Raw genomic sequence first — 15799 nt, forward strand, 5'->3', positions numbered from 1 at the left:
GCGAAGATGCCGCCGCTTACTGCGGCAGCACTTCCACGGAAGCCGCGTAGGTGGCGCGGCGCTCCGGCATCACGGGCGGCTGGCCGGCCACGGCTGGCGCGGCCGCTGGCCAGGTGCTGCTCAGATAATACATGCCGGCGGCCGGCACGGTGAACGTGATCTCGCCCTTGGCATCCGTGCTCTGGCGGATTTCACCGAGCACGCCACGATAGCGCACGCCGCCTGGCACCAGGCTGAACGCCTGGTTCGCCGCCGGCTTGCCATCGATCAAGAAACGCCAGGTGGCTTTCTCGCCCGCGCGCAAGTCGTTCGGGTGCGTCACCGGCACGAATTCCAGGCCCACGCCCGTCGGCTTGAACACTTCCGTGCTGGTTTCGCCATTGCTGAAGAAAGTTTCCAGACGCGCTGCCGTGCGCGTGATTTTCACGTCTTTCGCATCGGCCGGCACGTCTTTCTTGAAAGTTTCCTCGTTGCCGCGGAAACGCTTCTGCTCGCCGTTCACGGTGTAGCTGCCCATCACGTTTTGCGACACGATGGCCGCCTTGTACGTGCCCGGCTTTTCCATTTTCACGTCGAAGACGCTGCGCAAACGGCCCGTCAGCGTATTTGCTGGCGCGACCTTGGCACCGTCCGGGCCGATGACTTGTAGCGCGTCCAGGCGCAGCGGCTGGTGGTCGATCTCGAACAGGCCGTCGGAGACGGCGGCATCCACCGTCACCCAGGCGTCCTTGCTTTCCACCATCGTGCTCGATGGCACCATCCAGCCGCGGTGGGCGTGGGCGTTCATGGCCAGGCCAGCCAGGGCCAGGGCGATCAGGGGTTTGTTGAATTGCTTGAACATGGGGTGCGCCTTATGGTTTGAGTTGGACGACGACATTACCGAGTTCTTCCTTGCCTTTGGCTGGCACGGACTGGGCCGATTTCAGCGGCCACTGGAACGGCACGCGCACCAGTTCGCGTCCGCCCGCTTCGCGCGCCGCTTCCACCACCACCTGGTATTCGCCGGCCGGCAACTTGTCGAGCAAGACCTTGGCGCCAGGGAAGGTCAAGGTATGTTCGCCTGGCGCACGCGTGGCGCCGCTGACGCCGTCAACCGGCATGGCCAGGTCGCGGCCGCTCTTGCGCCACCATTGGCGCATGTCCTTCAGCCACTTCTCACCGACCTTGTCTTTCTTTTTCACGTCATACAGCACGGCCAGGTTGCCAACCACCTTCTGGTCCGCCGTTTCCAGCCACGCCGCCACGTAGGGACGGTGGTATTCCGCCACGTTCAATTGCGGGAGTTCAAGCTTGAGAGACAGGTCGGCCGCCATCGCCGACGTACCGATCAGGGGAAGGCCAAGCGCCAGGGTGTAGCGTAATTTCATGGTGTGCCTGTAAAAAAGTAAGAGTAAAAACGATCAGTGAATAAACAGCAAGGCGATCGCGCAGGGTATCAAGATACCGAGGCCAACCATCGGCCAGGTAAATGGCCGGTTGGCCGCGTGGAACTTCAAAATCAATAAGCCCGTCAGGCAAAACACGATGCAGGCGCCGGCAAAGATGTCGATGAACCAACTCCACGCCACGCCCGTGTTGCGGCCCTTGTGGACATCGTTGAGCCAGGACACCCAGCCCCGGTCCGTCAATTCGTATTCGGCGGCCCCGTCTTCCAGGCCGATGCGCACCCAGGCGTCGCCACCCGCCCTGGGCAGCGGCAGGTAGACTTCGTCGATCGACCATTCGGCGGGACGGCCGCCCGCATTGAGCGACCACTGCTGCTTGAGCCAGGCTTCGGCGTCGGCCGGCATGGGCGCATTGGCGCCATCGTGCTTGGCGGCATACGCGGCCAGTTGCGTGACGAGGGGTGCCGGCAACGCCGCCTTCTGGCGCGTGACCGCCGGCTTGGCTTCGATCTGGCCGGCGTGGTTCAAGGTGATGCCGGTAATGGCGAACAGAAACATGCCCAGCAGGCAAAGCGCTGAGCTGATCCAGTGCCATTGATGCAAGTTCTTCAGCCAGACGGCGCGGCTGGCGTTGTTCTTGGCCTTGTCTGCTGCGCCCGCATTACCCATCGAGCGCTCCCGGCAAGGAGCGGGCCAGGTGGCGCGACAAGTCAGTGTGCTTCATTCCCATCCTTCAATCAAAGTTCATGCCTCATTTTCAAACAAATGATAATGATTATCATTTATTAAGTCAATACATGGGGCGCCCCGCCGGGCCAGCGTTTTGTAACAGCTTTGAAACATGGCGCGAGGCAGGCAGTCGCCATTACGTAAGCTGCCGTACAGAGCCGCCTGCCGCGCCCGCCTATGCTGTTGTTCAGGACAACCATCAAGGGAGCACCCATGCAAGCATATTCCAGCGAACAACTGGCCAGTATCGCGGCCAGGATCAAGGACATCAAATTCGGCATGCTGACCACCAGCGATGACATGCGCACCCTCACCAGCCGGCCACTGACGCAGCAGCAGGTGGACAGCGAAGGGCACATCTGGTTCTTTGTCTCGGACGAGGCCGCCTACACGCGCGACTTGCTGAACAATCCGCAAGTCAACGTCAGCTTTGCCGATACGGGCGACAGCCTGTATGTGTCCGTCTGCGGTCACGCGCAGTTGCTGAAGGACCGCGCCAAGGCGGAAGAATTGTGGAACCCGCTGCTAAAAGCCTGGTTCCCGGGCGGTGTCGACGATCCGAAGCTGTCGCTGATCAAGGTAACGATACAGTCAGCCGAATACTGGGATAGCGGCGCCAGCAAGATGATGCAATTCTATGAAATGGCCAAGGCCGCCATCACGGGCGAACCGCCAAAGGATCTGGGCGAACACGGACGGGTCGACCTGTAGCCGGAGCCGGGTCGCCAGTCTTACTCGCGCCGGCAAGCAGGCGACGTTGTCCGCGCGCAAGGGGAAACGGCCAGCCGCCGTGCGCGAACACGCCCGGTGGCTGGTCCTGCGGAAATTGTCAGACAGTCAGGAAGGGAGGCTCAGACGCCCGTACTGCCCGTGGTGTCGGGCGCATCGTCGGCGCTCTGCCGGCTCTGCCCGGCGGAGCCGGACTGGTGATGCGGCAAGCGGTCGGCGCGCCGTACTTCGCCGATGGAAAACAGATCGTCGCCGATATCGAGACCTTGCTCACTATCGACCAGTACAAAGTTTTCGGCCGAGTCGGCCGTGCTTTGCTTGCTGCCCGCCGTGGATGGCGTGCCGCCCTGGCTATTGCCCGGTTGCGGCGTATTCGCGTTGCCCATTATCTTCTCCCTGATCATCAATGCGAGTTGACTGCGCGGCGATTGCCAGGCGATTGCACCTTGCCAGCGCAGCTATTTCATCATAGTCCATGCCTGCTGCATTGCATCAAAATTTTGCGGCGACCGGACAGATGCGGCCATGGCCAGCGGCGTGCCTGCCGCTGACCATGGTCACCGCTACCGCTCATTACCACTTGCTGCTACTTGTTGCGCGAACCCGCGGAACCCGAACCCGACCCCGCGCCGCCGCTTTGCTTGTTGCCACTGTCGCGGTTGCCCTCCTGGTTCATGCTGGCATTGTCGCGCGTGCCGCTGGAGCTGGAGGCGCTTTGCCGGCTGGCATCGTTCTTGTGGCTTTGGCTGCCTGCGCGGCGCGCCTCTTCCGACGTGAATTCATGCGCCGTGCCCTTTTCATGCGCGGCACGTCCCCCTTCGCTGGCGATTTCGCGCTGCTGGGCGGGGTCCATGGAAGCGAAACCCCGTTTGCTGGTATCGCTTTGCTTGTTGCCGCTGCCGCTGCTACTGCTGCTACTGGTTTTACTACCTTGCTGTTTATTGTCGCTCGATGTGGCCATGATGATCTCCTTGATCGATGGAATCAGAAACAGTGCAAACCATGCAATTCTTTCCCCTCGCATGGCAAGGGAACCGTCATCTTAGTGCGCGCATGGGGTGCAAGAAATAGGAGGATGCCAAGAGCGCATGTAGGATGAGTCCCGCCCGTGGTGGCGTAGTTACTTTCAGTTTTCCACCAAAAGTACCAGACACTCAGCAGTTAGCGGGGTGAGCGCCGCACGCGCCGTGCGCAAGGCAGCACACGCGGCCAGCCGCCAGGGCGGCTGGAGAACGGCGGCATCGGAACTTGCCGCGCATCGCCTCGGGCGCGCGGCCGCGGGACGCCAGCGGCGAGGAATTCAGGAAGCGAAGAGGATGGCCCAGAACAGCATCAGCAAGCCGGCAATCGATACGCACCACACGAGCGTGCGCACGACGGGCACGCCAAACGCATACAGGGGCAAATACAGCACGCGCGCGGCCAGGTACAGGGCGGCGCCATACAGGGTCAGCGCGCTTTCCTGCGCCGTCACGTGGACGATCAGCACGGCGGCGGCGAACAGGGGCAGGGTTTCGAACAGGTTCGCCTGGGCCCGCTGCAAGCGGCCCGTGATCTTGCCTACGGGCGGGCCTTCGCCATCGCGCGCGCTCACGTTATACGCCGTGCCCGTCTCGCGCGTGCGAAACAGCGCGGGCAGCAGGATTTGCACCAGCGCCAGCACGAGGGTACAGGCCAGCATCGTCAGTTCAGGAGTCATGCCTTACCTCTGCAGGGTGGGACAGGCTGGCCGTGCCGGCGCATGCCCGTCAGGGTTGGTCGAGTGCCGCTTGCAACTCCATCAAATCATAGGGCTTGCGCAAGACGCTGGCGGAAAAGCCCAGCTCATCCATCGATTCCTTGCCATAGCCGGTGGAAAAGATGATGCGCATGTCCGGCTTGTCGCGCAGCACCATGCGTGCCAGCGCGATGCCGGACATGCCGGGCAGGCTGACATCCGTAAACAGGATATCGAAGTCTTGCTCGTTGAGCAACTCCCACGCCGCCTCGCCATCGGACACGCCGCTGACCGTGTGGCCCAGCATGCCCACCAGCTCGCACACCATCAGCTGGGAATCGAGATTGTCTTCCACCACGAGTATCTTCATCGAAGTCGGCATGTCCCCCTGCGGCACCAAGGCATGGCCCGTCAAGTCCAGTCCGGGCGTGCCGCCTCCCAGCACGCTGGCCGCCGTGCTGCCGCTTGCCAGCGTGCCGGCCACGGGCGCGCCGGACCGTTCGAACTGGCGCGCGCGCATTTGCTGCTGGCGGTTGGCCAGCACATGGCGCAGCTTGCGCGCCAGCTCTTCGCGCCGGTATGGCTTGCTGAGCAACTCCACCCCCGCATCGAGCCGGCCTTCGTGCACGATGACATCCTGCGCATAGCCCGAGGTAAACAAGACGGCGATATCGGGCTGCAACTCGCGCGCCTGGCGCGCCATCTCCGTGCTGCTGACGGGACCGGGCATGATCACGTCCGTAAACAGCACATCGATCTGCGCACCGCTGTGCAGCACGGCCAGCGCGCTTTCGCCATCCTCGGCCTTGAGCACCTTGTAGCCGAGCGCGCCCAGCATGTCGACCACGGTGGTGCGCACGCCCACGTCGTCTTCCACCACCAGCACCGTTTCCGTGCCGCCCGTGACGACGCCGCTCAATTCCAGTTCCTCGTCCGCTTCGGCCATCAGGGATCGGGGCAAATAGATTTTGACTCCCGTGCCCACGCCAGGTTCACTGTAGATGCGGATATGGCCGCGGCTTTGCGTGACAAAGCCGTACGCCATCGACAAGCCCAGGCCCGTGCCCGCGCCTTCCGGCTTGGTCGTGAAGAACGGTTCGAAGGCGCGCTGCAGCACGGGCCCGCTCATGCCGCGGCCCGTATCGGTCACCGACAGCATCACGTACTGGCCCGCCGGCACGTCGACCAGGTTGTGCACATACTGTTCGTCGAGCACGACGTTGCCCAGTTCGATGGTCAGCTTGCCCACGCCATCCATGGCGTCGCGCGCATTGATGGCCAGGTTGAGGATGACGTTCTCGATCTGGCTGCGGTCGACCAGGGTATTCCACAGTCCGCCGCCGCCCACCAGCACGATGTCGATCGCTTCGCCCAGGGCGCGCCGCAGCAACGCATCCATGTTGCGCACCACGCGCGTCAGGTCGGCCACCACCGGTTGCAAGGGCTGGCGCCGCGCAAACGCCAGCAGGTGCGACGACAGCTTGGCACCCCGCTCGACGGCGGCAATCGCCGTGTCCAGGCGCTGGCGCATGAGGCCATCCGTGCCCGCCAGGTGCTGCAACAAATGCAAATTACCGGAAATGATTTGCAGCACATTATTGAAATCGTGCGCGATGCCGCCCGTCAACTGGCCCACGGCTTCCATCTTTTGCGCCTGGCGCAAGGCGTCTTCGGCCTTGGTGCGCTCATTCACTTCCTGTTCGACCCGGTGCTCCAGCGTTTCGTTCAATTCATGCAGCGCTTTTTCCACGCGGCGCCGGTCCGTGATGTCCGTCTTGACGGCGATCAAGGAACGCGTATGACCCTGCTCATCGACCAGGCGACTGACATTGCTCGACACCCACACTTGCGAACCATCGGGCTTCAGGTAGCGCTTTTCCAGCGAGAACGATTCGCCCGTTTCCACCAGGCGCTGGAACAGCACGCCGTTGCCAGGCACGTCCGCCGGATGCATGATGTCGTTCATGTTTAGGCTCAGCAGTTCTTCGGCGGAACGTCCCAGCATGCGGCACAGGGCGCCGTTGACACGCTGAAAACGGCCATCGAGGCCCAGCTCGGACAAGCCCACGGAAGCCTGGCCGAAAATGGCCGCCATGCGCTCCTGGCTGGCGTTGAGTTCATCCTCGATCTGGCGCCGCTCCGTCACGTCGAACGACACGCCCACGTAGCGGCGCTGGCCCGGCACGCGGCCGGCCACTACCTCGCCCTGGCGCGCGATCCAGCGCAGCGCGCCATCGGCGGGACGGCGGATGCGGTATTCCACGTATTCGAGGGGATTGGGCGCCAGATCCAGCTTGCTCGGTCCGACCTTTTGCTGGTCGCGCGCATCGACCAGGCTCACCAGCAGGCGTTCCGTCACTTCCGTCTCGTCGGCAATGCCCCACAGGCGGCGGAAGGTGGGCGACACCAGCATCGCGCCCGTCTCGGGGAACCACTCGAAGGTGCCGATGCCGCCCGCCTGCTGGGCCAGGCGCAAACGCTCCTCGCCTTCCATGCGCTCGGTGACGTCGATGCCTTCGACGAGGATGCCCGTGACCGCGCCCTCGTCATCCTTGATGGGCTGGTAGACGAAATCGATGTGGCGCTGGCCCGTCTGCCCGTCCGCCGTCTGCAAATCCACTTTGACCTGGCGCCCTTCGTAAGGTTCGCCCGTGCGATAGACCTGGTCGAGCAGCGCGATGAAACCTTGCGCCTTGACTTCGGGCAAGGCCACTTCGACTGTCTTGCCCAGCAGCTCAAGTTCGGGGCGTCCCACCAGGCGCAGATAATGTTCATTCGCCAATTCGAACACGTGCTGCGGCCCGCGCAGCATGGCCATGAAGCTGGGCGCCTGCTGGAACAGGGCGCGCAGCAGCGCACGTTCCTCGCCCAGGCGGCGGTTGGCCGCGCGCACGGCCTCGCTCTCGGCTTGCAAGGTGGTGTTGAGCTCGCCCAGTTCGGCCGTAGCCAGTTTCAGCTGGCGCCCCTCCTCCATGCGCGCCGTCAATTCCAGCGCCGTGCACAGCACGCCATCGACCTGGCCGCCGGCGCCATGCACGGGCGTGTAAAACAGGTCGAAGCAGACATCCGCGTGCTGTCCGCCGCGCAACAGCGGCAGGCAGCATTCGCGGTGCACCTGCGTCTCGCCGCGCAATCCCGCGTCGAGGATGCGCGCGTTCCAATCCCAGATTTCGGGCCAGACGGCCGGCACCGTGCCGCCCAGCGCCGCCGGATGGCGCGCCCCGGCGATCTGGATGTAGTCGTCGTTGTAAATCATCACATGCTGCGGGCCCCACATCAGCACCATCGCCATCGGCGAATTGAGCACGATGTCGACGCTGGTACGCAAATTGGCGGGCCAGCCATCGAGGTCGCCCAGGCCGGTGGCGGACCAGTCGCGCTGGCGCACCAGCTCGCCCATGCTGCCGCCGCCGCGCGGCCAGGCTGGCGCGCTCATGTGGCCAATCCCGCTTGCACGCGCACCTGGCACTGGCGCGGAATGCGCACCGTCGCCAGCGTGCCCTGCGCGTCCGTCGAACTGAGCTCGACCGTGCCGCCATGGGCCTTGACGAACATGTTCACCGTGTACAAACCCAGCCCCAGGCCCTGCCCCGTCCTGCGCTTTTCGCCCGCCTGCTGGAACGGCTCGAACAGGGTCGGCAGCAAGGCGGCGGGAATGACGCCGCGATTGGCGATGCGCAATTCAATGCTGTCGGCGTCGCGTCCGTCCAGGGCCAGCTGCACCGGCGCGCCCGCCTCGCCATGCGTGAGGGCGTTGCATAGCAGATTCGAGATGACTTGCGACAGCAAGCCCGCGTCGCATTGCCCGTGCAGCTCGCCAACACTGCTGAGCTCGACAAGGGGCGCCTGGCCGGCCGTCTCGAATTCCTCGACGATGGCACGCGCCAGCGCCAGGTAATCGTGCGTGCTGCTGCGCAACTCCATCGTGCCGGAACGGATGCGCGCCAGGTCCAGCAACTGGTCGACCATGCGCGCCATGCGCTTGGCGCTGCTTTCGATGCGCTGCGCCGTGACGATCACCTTCGGGTGGTCGCTCATCATCGGCAACAGCATGGCGCCGTTCATCACCACCGACAGGGGCGTGCGCAAGTCGTGGCCCAGCACGGCCGTGAACAGTTCATTCAGGTGCAGCGCATGCTTGAGCTCGTCGAGCTGGGCCGACAACTCGCGTTTCTGCTGGTACAGCTGGACCAGCACGGCCACCTTGCTTTGCAAGGCTTTCACGTCGATGGGTTTGTACAGGAAATCGACGGCGCCCGCCTCGTAGCCACGGAAACTGTAGCTCGGTTCGCGCGACGCGGCCGTGAGAAAAATCAAGGGAATGCTGCGCGTGCGCTCGCTGCCGCGTATCAGCTCGGCCAGCTCGAAACCATCCATCTGCGGCATCTGCACGTCGATCAGGGCCAGCGCCACGTCATGCGTCAACAGTAATTCCAGCGCCTCGGCGCCCGAGCCGGCCTTCAGGATGACAATACCGGGCCGCGCCAGCACGGCTTCGGCGGCGACCAGGTTTTGCGCGATGTCGTCAACGACGAGGATATGGATAGGGGCGGTCACGGAATCATCTTCAGGCATCGCAACGGCAAGATGCCATCGTGTTTCGATATGGACATAAACATTGTTTCAATTCTCACATATATTACACGCACTACACCATTCCCATTCACTTGTGTTCACCATCGCCGAGCAAGGCCAGGCTGGCAGCCATCTGCGGCAAATCGAGCACGCGGTCGGCGCCGGCCCGCTTGAGCGCGGCGGCCGGCATGATGCCACAACTGGCCAGCTGCGGGTCTTGCACCCAGGCACTACCGCCCAACTGCCGCACGCGCGCCAGACCCGCCGCGCCGTCGGCCGAGGCGCCCGTCAGGATGATGGCCAGCATGGCGCGCCGGTACGCCTGGGCGGCCGTCTCCAGCAGGACGTCGATGGACGGACGCGAAAAATACACGGGCGCTTCCTGCGACAGGGAAAAGCTGCCATCGGGTTCGACTTGCAAATGGTAATCGGGCGGCGCGAAATACACGGTGCCGCCCTGCAAGGGTTCCTTGTCCTGCGCTTCGCGCAAGGGCAGCTGGCAACGTTCCGCATACAGCTGCGGCAACTGGCTCGAACGGCCCGGCGCCAGGTGCAGCACCACGACCACGGCCGCGCGGCAGGTGGCGGGCAAGGCGCGCAGCACGATGCCCAGCGCTTCCACGCCGCCGGCCGAGGCGCCGATGGCGATCAGGCGCAGGCCGGCAGGCGGTGGCGCGACGTCGCAGGTCGGCAACATGTCAGGCACGCTGGAAGATGCGTTCAGCCGGGCTCAGCTCATTGAAGCTGGCCGCATGGCGGCTGAAATGCAGGCTTTCCTTCATGCCCAGGCCCAGGAAGCCCCGGTTCACCAGCGCTTCGTGGAACAGACCCAGGCTGCGGTCTTGCAAGTCTTTATTGAAATAAATCATGACGTTACGGCAGGAAACCATGTGCACCTCCGAAAACACGCTGTCCGTCGCCAGGCTGTGGTCGGCGAAGACGAACTGGCGCCGCAAGCGCCGCTCAAAGATGGCGCCCTTGTAGGCGGCCGTGTAATAGTCGGACAGCGAGCGCTTGCCGCCCGCCAACTGGTAATTCTCGCTGAACTGGGCAATGCGCTCGATCGGATAGATGCCCGCTTCGGCGGCGGCCAGCGCTTCCACATTGATGTCGGTCGCGTAAATCATGCTACGTTCAAGCAAGCCTTCCTCTTCCAGCAAGATGGCCAGCGACCATACCTCTTCGCCGCTGCTGCAACCGGCCACCCAAATCTTGATGGAAGGATAGGTGTGCAGGATGGGCACGACTTTTTCGCGCAAGGCGCGGAAATACGCAGGATCGCGGAACATCTCGCTCACTTGCACCGTGAAAAACTGCAGCATCTGCGCGAACATGGCCGGCTCGTGCAAGATGCGGTCCTGCAACTGCGACAGACTGGCGCAGCCGAAGCGCTCCATGGCCTGGCGCATGCGCCGGCGCAGCGACGCCACCGAATAATCGCGGAAATCGTGCTGATACCTCAACAAGATTCCCTCAAGCAACAATTTCAGTTCTATATCGAAAATATCGTCATCTAACAACATCCACCTCATCGGATACCTGAGCGTTGAACACAGTGCAACACACACCATGCAGTCACTGCCAAATGCTAGCAGATCGCCGGCGATTATCCCGCAAGGAAAGTGTCAGTTAGGTACGCTGGCGTACACTGCGCCATCTTTTTCAGGCATCCACGCCCTTCATGCCTTCCTCCGTATAACGCGCGCCCGCCGCCATGCCCAAGGGAAAGGCGGCATTCATCGCCGCCAGTTCCGCGCCGTCCAGCCGCACGGCCAGCGCGCCCAGGTTGTCGTGCAAATACGCGATGCGCTTGGTGCCGGGAATGGGAATGAGGTCGTCGCCTTGCGCCAGCAGCCAGGCCAGCGCCAGCTGGGCCGGCGTGCAGCCTTTTGCGCGCGCGAGGTCCCGGACCTGCGCGACGATGGCCTGGTTGCGCGCCAGGTTGTCGGATGAAAAACGGGGATTGAACTGGCGGAAATCCCCCGCGTCGAGGCTGGCCGCATCGGCGATGGCGCCCGTCAGGAAACCGCGCCCCAGCGGGCTGTAGGCAAAGAAGCTGGCGCCCACGTCGCGGCAGGCGGCCAGCACGCCCTGCTCCGGTTCGCGCGTCCACAGCGAGTATTCGCTCTGCACGGCCGCCACGGGGCAAAGCGCCGCCGCGCGCCGCAAGGTGGCCGCGCTCACTTCGCACAGGCCCACGGCGCGGATCTTGCCCTCTTGCCGTAGCTGCGCCAGCGCGCCCATCGATTCCTCCAGCGGCGTCTCCAGGTTCAGGCGGTGCAGGTAGAACAGGTCGATGGCCTCCACGCCCAGGCGCGCCAGCGACGCTTCGCACGCCTGGCGGATGGTGGCGGGGGAATTGTCGACGCGGCGCGCATAACTGCCCGCCTCGCGCGCCAGGCCGCACTTGGTGGCGACCAGGGCCTGGCCGCGATGGCTGGCCAAAAAGCGCCCCAGCAATTGCTCGTTGTGGCCGAAGCCGTAGGCGTCGGCCGTGTCGAACAGGGTCACGCCTGCCGCCAGGGCCGCTTCAAGGGTAGCCAGCGATTGCGCCTCGTCCGTGGCGCCATAAAATTCCGACATGCCCATGCAGCCCAGGCCCAATGCCGAGCTGGTCAAGCCGCTATTGCCGATGCGTCGTCGTTGCATGCTGCTCTCCTCACGTGTTGACTCGATGCAGCCAGTCTAGGCCGGGCCGGCCGGCGGGGGAATGCGCGATTTCGTGATACCTTTCTGGTATGAGAGCCCTCGATACCCATGCCTTGAGCCTGTTTTGCGCCGTCGCCCGCTGCCTGAACTTCCGCCAGGCGGCGGAGCAATTGCACATGACCCAGCCGCCCCTGTCGCGCGCCATCAAGGCACTGGAAGAGCGGCTGGGCGCGCGATTGTTCGAACGCGACACGCAGGGCGTGGCCTTGACGCAGGCGGGGCATACCTTGCTGCCGCAGGCGCTGCACATCCTCGATTTGCTTGATATTGCGCAAACGTCGCTGCGGCAAGACAGCGCGCCCGCGCGCCTGCGCCTGGGCTTGACCAGTTCCGTGGCGGCCGGCCTGTTCCGGCCCTTGCTGGCGGCGCTGGAAGGACAACTGGGCAGTATCCGCCTGGAACTGACGGCGGCCCCCTCGCCGCGCCTGGTGGCCGGCGTGCGCAAGGGCCAGCTCGATGCGGCCTTGCTGGCCTTGCCCAGCGCCACCTTCGAGCTGACCGTGCAGCCGCTGGCGCACCAGCCCATGATGCTGGCCCTGCCCGCCGGGCACCGGCTGGCGAAAAAGCGCAAGCTCAGCCTGTTTGACATCGCCCAGGAATCCGTCTACTGGTTCGAACGGGCGCGCCAGCCCGCCTTCTTCGACCATTGCCAGCAGGTATTTCGCCGGCATGGTTTCGCGCCGATTTTCCTGCGCGAAGCGCCCGACCACCATGTGCTGCTCGGCGACGTGGCTGCCGGCAAGGGCATGGCGCTGCTGGCCGACTCGTTCCGCGCGCTGCGCCTGGCTGGCGTGGCCTACCGGCCATTGGTGGAGGGCGAGGAATTGGCGGCCGGCATCGGCCTGGCCTGGCGGGACGACCACGGCCATGCGGCCCTGCCCCTGCTGCGCCAGCTGGCGCAAGAACATCTGAAAAAGTGAAGGCCGCGCACGGATGCGCCAGACGCGCTACCATGGCGCCTTCCCCATTTTTCAGCGCCACCACGACCATGACGTTTACCATCAGCGACGCCGCCTACGGCACAGATACCCCCGCAGCCAAGCACGCCATGTATGCGGACCTGCGTTCGCAGCTGCAAGGCTTGCTGGCCGGCGAGAGCGATTTCATCGCCAATACGGCCAACTTCAGTTCGCTGGTCTTCAATACGATGCCGGGCCTCAACTGGGCCGGCTTTTACTTCCTGAAAGGCGAGGAACTGGTGCTGGGTCCATTCCAGGGCAAGCCAGCCTGCATCCGCATCAAGAAGGGGCGCGGCGTGTGCGGCACCACCGTGGTCGAAGGCAAGTCCATCGTCGTGCAGGATGTGCACGCGTTTCCTGGCCACATCGCCTGCGACGTCAATTCCCGCTCGGAACTGGTGGTGCCCGTGTTTGCGCAAGGTCAAATCATCGGCGTGTTCGACCTCGACAGCCCCTTGCCCGGCCGCTTCGACGACGTCGACGCGCAAGGCGTCGAATCGCTGGTGCGCGTGCTGGAAGAAACTATCGTCGCCGGGTAACTAAGTAATTAGTTGCCCGCCTTGACGGCGATGAATTCGCCCTTGCCGACCGTCGCCAGGCACGCCGTGTAGCGGCTGTCGGCGCGGATGGCGTCGATAAAACCGGCCATGTCCGCGTAGTGCGAACTGGCGTTGTCGACCACCAGCACGCCGCCCGCCGCCAGCACGCGGTCCAGCTGCGGCCACCAGGACTCATATTGCTGGCGCGCGGAATCGAGGAAGATGAAATCGTAGGCACCGTCAGCCGCATCGCGCAGCACGTCGCCCGCGTCCGCCAGCAACTGGCCAATCACGCCTTGCAGTTGCGCGCGCACAAAGTTGGCATGCGCCATGTCAAACTTGTCCTGCGCCTTTTCCACCGTCACCACGCTGCCGCCCAGCGGCTGTACCGCGCGCGCCAGCCACAGGGTGGAATAGCCGTTCGAGGTGCCGATTTCCAGCACCCGCCGCGCACCGCGCGCGTGCACCAGCACGGCCAGCAATTCTCCCGTGTCGCGCGTGATATTGAGCATGCGGCTGGCACGCTCCGTATGCGCCGCGTCATTGGTGTTACCGAATGCTTCGAGTTCGCTTAATAAGGTATCGAGGGTATCGATGCTGTGCATGCCGCCTCCTTGCGCAAAACATCAGCATAGCAAAAATACTACGCTTGTGCGCGCTTCAATGGGCGTTTCAGGTACTGCACCATCACCACGCCCAGCAGGGTCACGCCGCCGCCGATCACATCGTAGCTGTGCAAGGTTTCACCGAGGAACAGCATGGCGATGATTACCGTAAACACGGGCAGCAGATTCATCAAGGTCGTGGCACGGCTCGGACCCAGCTTGGCCAGGCCATGCATCCACAAGAACGGCGCGATGATGGACGCGGGGATGCCGGCAAACAGCACCAGCGGCAAGCCGGCGCCGGTGACGGGCGGCGCGGACTGGCTCAGGTAATACACGAACAGCACGGGCACGGCGCACCACACCTGGATCAGCAGGGAGTGCCAGTTATTCAGGGGAATCTTCCAGCGCTTGAGCAGCACGCCATAGCCCGCATACGACAGGCACGCCAGCAGCATCAGGGCGTCGCCCACGGCCGCGCCATGGGCGATCAGGGCGGCCGGGTCGCCATGGCTGAGCAAGTAGCCGAGTCCCAGCAGCGACACGAAGCCGCCGAACACGCCGCCCACGGTGGGCGCCTCGCCTAGCAGCAAGACGGACAGGCCCACGGCCAGCAGCGGCATCAGCGAAGCGAGGATGCCCATATTGGTGGCCGTCGTCGTTTGCGCCGCGATGTACGCGAGGCACTGGTACATGACCATGCCCAACATGCCCAGCACAAACAGTTTCCCAAGATACGGTTTCACCACGGCCCGCTGCTTCCACACTGGACGCGCGAACACCAGCGCCAGCAGCACTCCGGCCAACAGCCAGCGGTAGAACGAGATGGCGGCCGGATCGATCACGCCCACGGCCATCTTGCTGACGATGGTATTGATGGCCCAGATCAGCACGGCGATCACGGGAAACAGATAATGCTTGGCTTTCATGCAGGAACTCCACTATTCAACGGGCACCATTTTCGCATGGTCCGATTCCATGGATATAATGCATATCGGACAAACGATGCAAAGAACAGGACAAAACAGGAGATCCGATGGCCAGCAACCAGCACTTTCCCGCCGTTTCCGACGCCCTGCCCTACCCCGTGTACTTTCGCCTCGACGACTATCACGCGCACCAGCAATTCGATTACCAGAGCCATCCGTGGGGCCAGCTCACGTATTGTTCCACGGGCGTGATGGAAATCATGGTGGCGGGCCAGCGCTATCTGTCGCCGCCCCAGTACGCCGTGTGGATACCGCCCGAGACCTTGCACGACGGCTATATCCGCCAGGATGTCGTGTTTCACTCCGCCTACATCGACGCCAGCCTGTGCGCGCAGCTGCCGGCGCAGCCGTGCGCGCTGGTGCTCAGTCCACTGCTCAAGGCCATCCTCGGCGACTTTGCCGAACGGGGCGTCACCACGCCCGCCACGGCAGCCGACCAGCGCCTGGCGCAAGTGCTGGTCGACCAGTTGCAGCTGGCGCCGTGCAGCCGCAACTATTTGCCCGGCAGCGACGAACCCGTCATCGCGGCGCTGCTGGCCGCCCTGCAGCTTGATCCCGGCAGTAACCGCTCACTGGCTGAGTGGGCCGCGCAATTGCATGTGACCGAGCGCACGCTGGCCCGGCGCTGCCAGCGCGAATTGGGCATGCCGTTCGGCGAATGGCGCCAGCGCCAGCGCTTCCTGGCCGCCCTGCCCCTGCTGGAACAGGGAGCAACCGTGCAGGCGATCGCGCTGGAACTGGGCTACAGCACGGCCTCCGCCTTCATCGCCATGTTCCGCCGTCAAGGCGGCGGCACGCCGGACCAGTTCCGCCGCGGCCTGCGCTGAAAAGGGAGCCAGGGGTAGCCGCCTTGTCATATGGAG

17 protein-coding genes are annotated in these 15799 nt (G+C 64.0%); 4 read left to right on the plus strand and 13 right to left on the minus strand.

Annotated elements, in window-relative coordinates; all coding sequences use genetic code 11:
- Positions 1-16: 16 nt before the first annotated feature.
- From O0879_RS12295 to O0879_RS12305, 3 genes are read right to left on the minus strand one after another with little or no spacing between them, the layout of a single operon-like run.
- Positions 17-841 (minus strand): DUF4198 domain-containing protein, encoded by an 825-nt coding sequence (locus O0879_RS12295; protein ID WP_099666981.1) that lies wholly within the window; start codon positions 839-841, stop codon positions 17-19.
- Between the two features lie 10 nt (positions 842-851).
- Positions 852-1367, minus strand: a complete 516-nt coding sequence (locus O0879_RS12300) for a DUF2271 domain-containing protein (protein WP_289916683.1) — start codon at positions 1365-1367, stop codon at positions 852-854.
- Positions 1368-1400: 33 nt separating this feature from the next.
- The gene (locus O0879_RS12305; protein WP_251350418.1) at positions 1401-2054 is read right to left on the minus strand and encodes a PepSY-associated TM helix domain-containing protein; all 654 of its coding nucleotides are present in this window, start codon (positions 2052-2054) and stop codon (positions 1401-1403) included.
- Between the two features lie 273 nt (positions 2055-2327).
- Here O0879_RS12305 and O0879_RS12310 point away from each other — a divergent pair, with 273 nt between their 5' ends.
- Positions 2328-2825, plus strand: a complete 498-nt coding sequence (locus tag O0879_RS12310; protein WP_289916684.1) for a pyridoxamine 5'-phosphate oxidase family protein — start codon at positions 2328-2330, stop codon at positions 2823-2825.
- Between the two features lie 140 nt (positions 2826-2965).
- Here O0879_RS12310 and O0879_RS12315 read toward each other — a convergent pair whose 3' ends face one another.
- From O0879_RS12315 to O0879_RS12350, 8 genes are all read right to left on the minus strand, one after another.
- The gene (locus O0879_RS12315) at positions 2966-3229 is read right to left on the minus strand and encodes a hypothetical protein (RefSeq protein WP_077407571.1); all 264 of its coding nucleotides are present in this window, start codon (positions 3227-3229) and stop codon (positions 2966-2968) included.
- Positions 3230-3429: 200 nt separating this feature from the next.
- A complete protein-coding gene (locus O0879_RS12320; RefSeq protein ID WP_289916685.1) occupies positions 3430-3804 on the minus strand; it encodes a KGG domain-containing protein in 375 nt (124 codons plus the stop codon).
- Positions 3805-4143: 339 nt separating this feature from the next.
- Entirely contained in the window at positions 4144-4542 is a 399-nt protein-coding gene (locus O0879_RS12325; protein WP_289916686.1) for an MAPEG family protein, read from the minus strand.
- Positions 4543-4591: 49 nt separating this feature from the next.
- Complete coding sequence (locus tag O0879_RS12330) at positions 4592-7996, minus strand: PAS domain S-box protein (protein WP_289916687.1); 3405 nt, start codon at positions 7994-7996, stop codon at positions 4592-4594.
- A complete protein-coding gene (locus O0879_RS12335) occupies positions 7993-9117 on the minus strand; it encodes a hybrid sensor histidine kinase/response regulator (protein ID WP_099668411.1) in 1125 nt (374 codons plus the stop codon). Before O0879_RS12335 ends, O0879_RS12330 begins: the two co-directional genes overlap by 4 nt.
- A gap of 106 nt (positions 9118-9223) precedes the next feature.
- Positions 9224-9832, minus strand: a complete 609-nt coding sequence (locus tag O0879_RS12340) for a chemotaxis protein CheB (protein WP_289916688.1) — start codon at positions 9830-9832, stop codon at positions 9224-9226.
- A gap of 1 nt (position 9833) precedes the next feature.
- The gene (locus tag O0879_RS12345; protein ID WP_034783398.1) at positions 9834-10667 is read right to left on the minus strand and encodes a CheR family methyltransferase; all 834 of its coding nucleotides are present in this window, start codon (positions 10665-10667) and stop codon (positions 9834-9836) included.
- A 130-nt stretch (positions 10668-10797) separates the two neighbouring features.
- The gene (locus O0879_RS12350; RefSeq protein ID WP_289916689.1) at positions 10798-11784 is read right to left on the minus strand and encodes an aldo/keto reductase; all 987 of its coding nucleotides are present in this window, start codon (positions 11782-11784) and stop codon (positions 10798-10800) included.
- A gap of 89 nt (positions 11785-11873) precedes the next feature.
- On the opposite strand from O0879_RS12350, the gene O0879_RS12355 reads away from it, so the two are divergent.
- Positions 11874-12764, plus strand: coding sequence for a LysR family transcriptional regulator (locus O0879_RS12355; protein ID WP_289916690.1), 891 nt, complete (start codon positions 11874-11876; stop codon positions 12762-12764).
- Between the two features lie 128 nt (positions 12765-12892).
- On the plus strand, positions 12893-13342 hold the full coding sequence (locus tag O0879_RS12360; RefSeq protein WP_289904818.1) for a GAF domain-containing protein: 450 nt from the start codon (positions 12893-12895) through the stop codon (positions 13340-13342).
- Positions 13343-13350: 8 nt separating this feature from the next.
- Here O0879_RS12360 and O0879_RS12365 read toward each other — a convergent pair whose 3' ends face one another.
- Both O0879_RS12365 and O0879_RS12370 read right to left on the minus strand, forming a co-directional pair.
- Positions 13351-13947: a class I SAM-dependent methyltransferase gene (locus tag O0879_RS12365; protein WP_180278714.1), complete on the minus strand. Its 597-nt coding sequence runs from the start codon at positions 13945-13947 to the stop codon at positions 13351-13353.
- Positions 13948-13985: 38 nt separating this feature from the next.
- Positions 13986-14876 carry a DMT family transporter gene (locus O0879_RS12370; RefSeq protein WP_289904053.1) on the minus strand — a complete coding sequence of 297 codons (891 nt, stop codon included), beginning with the start codon at positions 14874-14876 and terminating at the stop codon, positions 13986-13988.
- Between the two features lie 107 nt (positions 14877-14983).
- On the opposite strand from O0879_RS12370, the gene O0879_RS12375 reads away from it, so the two are divergent.
- Positions 14984-15763 carry a helix-turn-helix transcriptional regulator gene (locus tag O0879_RS12375; RefSeq protein WP_289898580.1) on the plus strand — a complete coding sequence of 260 codons (780 nt, stop codon included), beginning with the start codon at positions 14984-14986 and terminating at the stop codon, positions 15761-15763.
- The last annotated feature ends 36 nt before the right edge of the window (positions 15764-15799 follow it).

Source organism: Janthinobacterium sp. SUN120 (genome assembly GCF_030397735.1).
GTDB classification, from domain to species: domain Bacteria; phylum Pseudomonadota; class Gammaproteobacteria; order Burkholderiales; family Burkholderiaceae_D; genus Janthinobacterium; species Janthinobacterium kumbetense.

Excerpts from the sequence above, each read along its gene's own strand:
- O0879_RS12295 (WP_099666981.1), bottom strand. The coding sequence starts at position 841 with ATGTTCAAGCAATTCAACAAACCCCTGATCGCCCTGGCCCTGGCTGGC.
- O0879_RS12300 (WP_289916683.1), bottom strand. The coding sequence starts at position 1,367 with ATGAAATTACGCTACACCCTGGCGCTTGGCCTTCCCCTGATCGGTACG.
- O0879_RS12305 (WP_251350418.1), bottom strand. The coding sequence starts at position 2,054 with ATGGGTAATGCGGGCGCAGCAGACAAGGCCAAGAACAACGCCAGCCGC.
- O0879_RS12310 (WP_289916684.1), top strand. The coding sequence starts at position 2,328 with ATGCAAGCATATTCCAGCGAACAACTGGCCAGTATCGCGGCCAGGATC.
- O0879_RS12315 (WP_077407571.1), bottom strand. The coding sequence starts at position 3,229 with ATGGGCAACGCGAATACGCCGCAACCGGGCAATAGCCAGGGCGGCACG.
- O0879_RS12320 (WP_289916685.1), bottom strand. The coding sequence starts at position 3,804 with ATGGCCACATCGAGCGACAATAAACAGCAAGGTAGTAAAACCAGTAGC.
- O0879_RS12325 (WP_289916686.1), bottom strand. The coding sequence starts at position 4,542 with ATGACTCCTGAACTGACGATGCTGGCCTGTACCCTCGTGCTGGCGCTG.
- O0879_RS12330 (WP_289916687.1), bottom strand. The coding sequence starts at position 7,996 with ATGAGCGCGCCAGCCTGGCCGCGCGGCGGCGGCAGCATGGGCGAGCTG.
- O0879_RS12340 (WP_289916688.1), bottom strand. The coding sequence starts at position 9,832 with ATGTTGCCGACCTGCGACGTCGCGCCACCGCCTGCCGGCCTGCGCCTG.
- O0879_RS12345 (WP_034783398.1), bottom strand. The coding sequence starts at position 10,667 with ATGAGGTGGATGTTGTTAGATGACGATATTTTCGATATAGAACTGAAA.
- O0879_RS12350 (WP_289916689.1), bottom strand. The coding sequence starts at position 11,784 with ATGCAACGACGACGCATCGGCAATAGCGGCTTGACCAGCTCGGCATTG.
- O0879_RS12355 (WP_289916690.1), top strand. The coding sequence starts at position 11,874 with ATGAGAGCCCTCGATACCCATGCCTTGAGCCTGTTTTGCGCCGTCGCC.
- O0879_RS12360 (WP_289904818.1), top strand. The coding sequence starts at position 12,893 with ATGTATGCGGACCTGCGTTCGCAGCTGCAAGGCTTGCTGGCCGGCGAG.
- O0879_RS12365 (WP_180278714.1), bottom strand. The coding sequence starts at position 13,947 with ATGCACAGCATCGATACCCTCGATACCTTATTAAGCGAACTCGAAGCA.
- O0879_RS12370 (WP_289904053.1), bottom strand. The coding sequence starts at position 14,876 with ATGAAAGCCAAGCATTATCTGTTTCCCGTGATCGCCGTGCTGATCTGG.
- O0879_RS12375 (WP_289898580.1), top strand. The coding sequence starts at position 14,984 with ATGGCCAGCAACCAGCACTTTCCCGCCGTTTCCGACGCCCTGCCCTAC.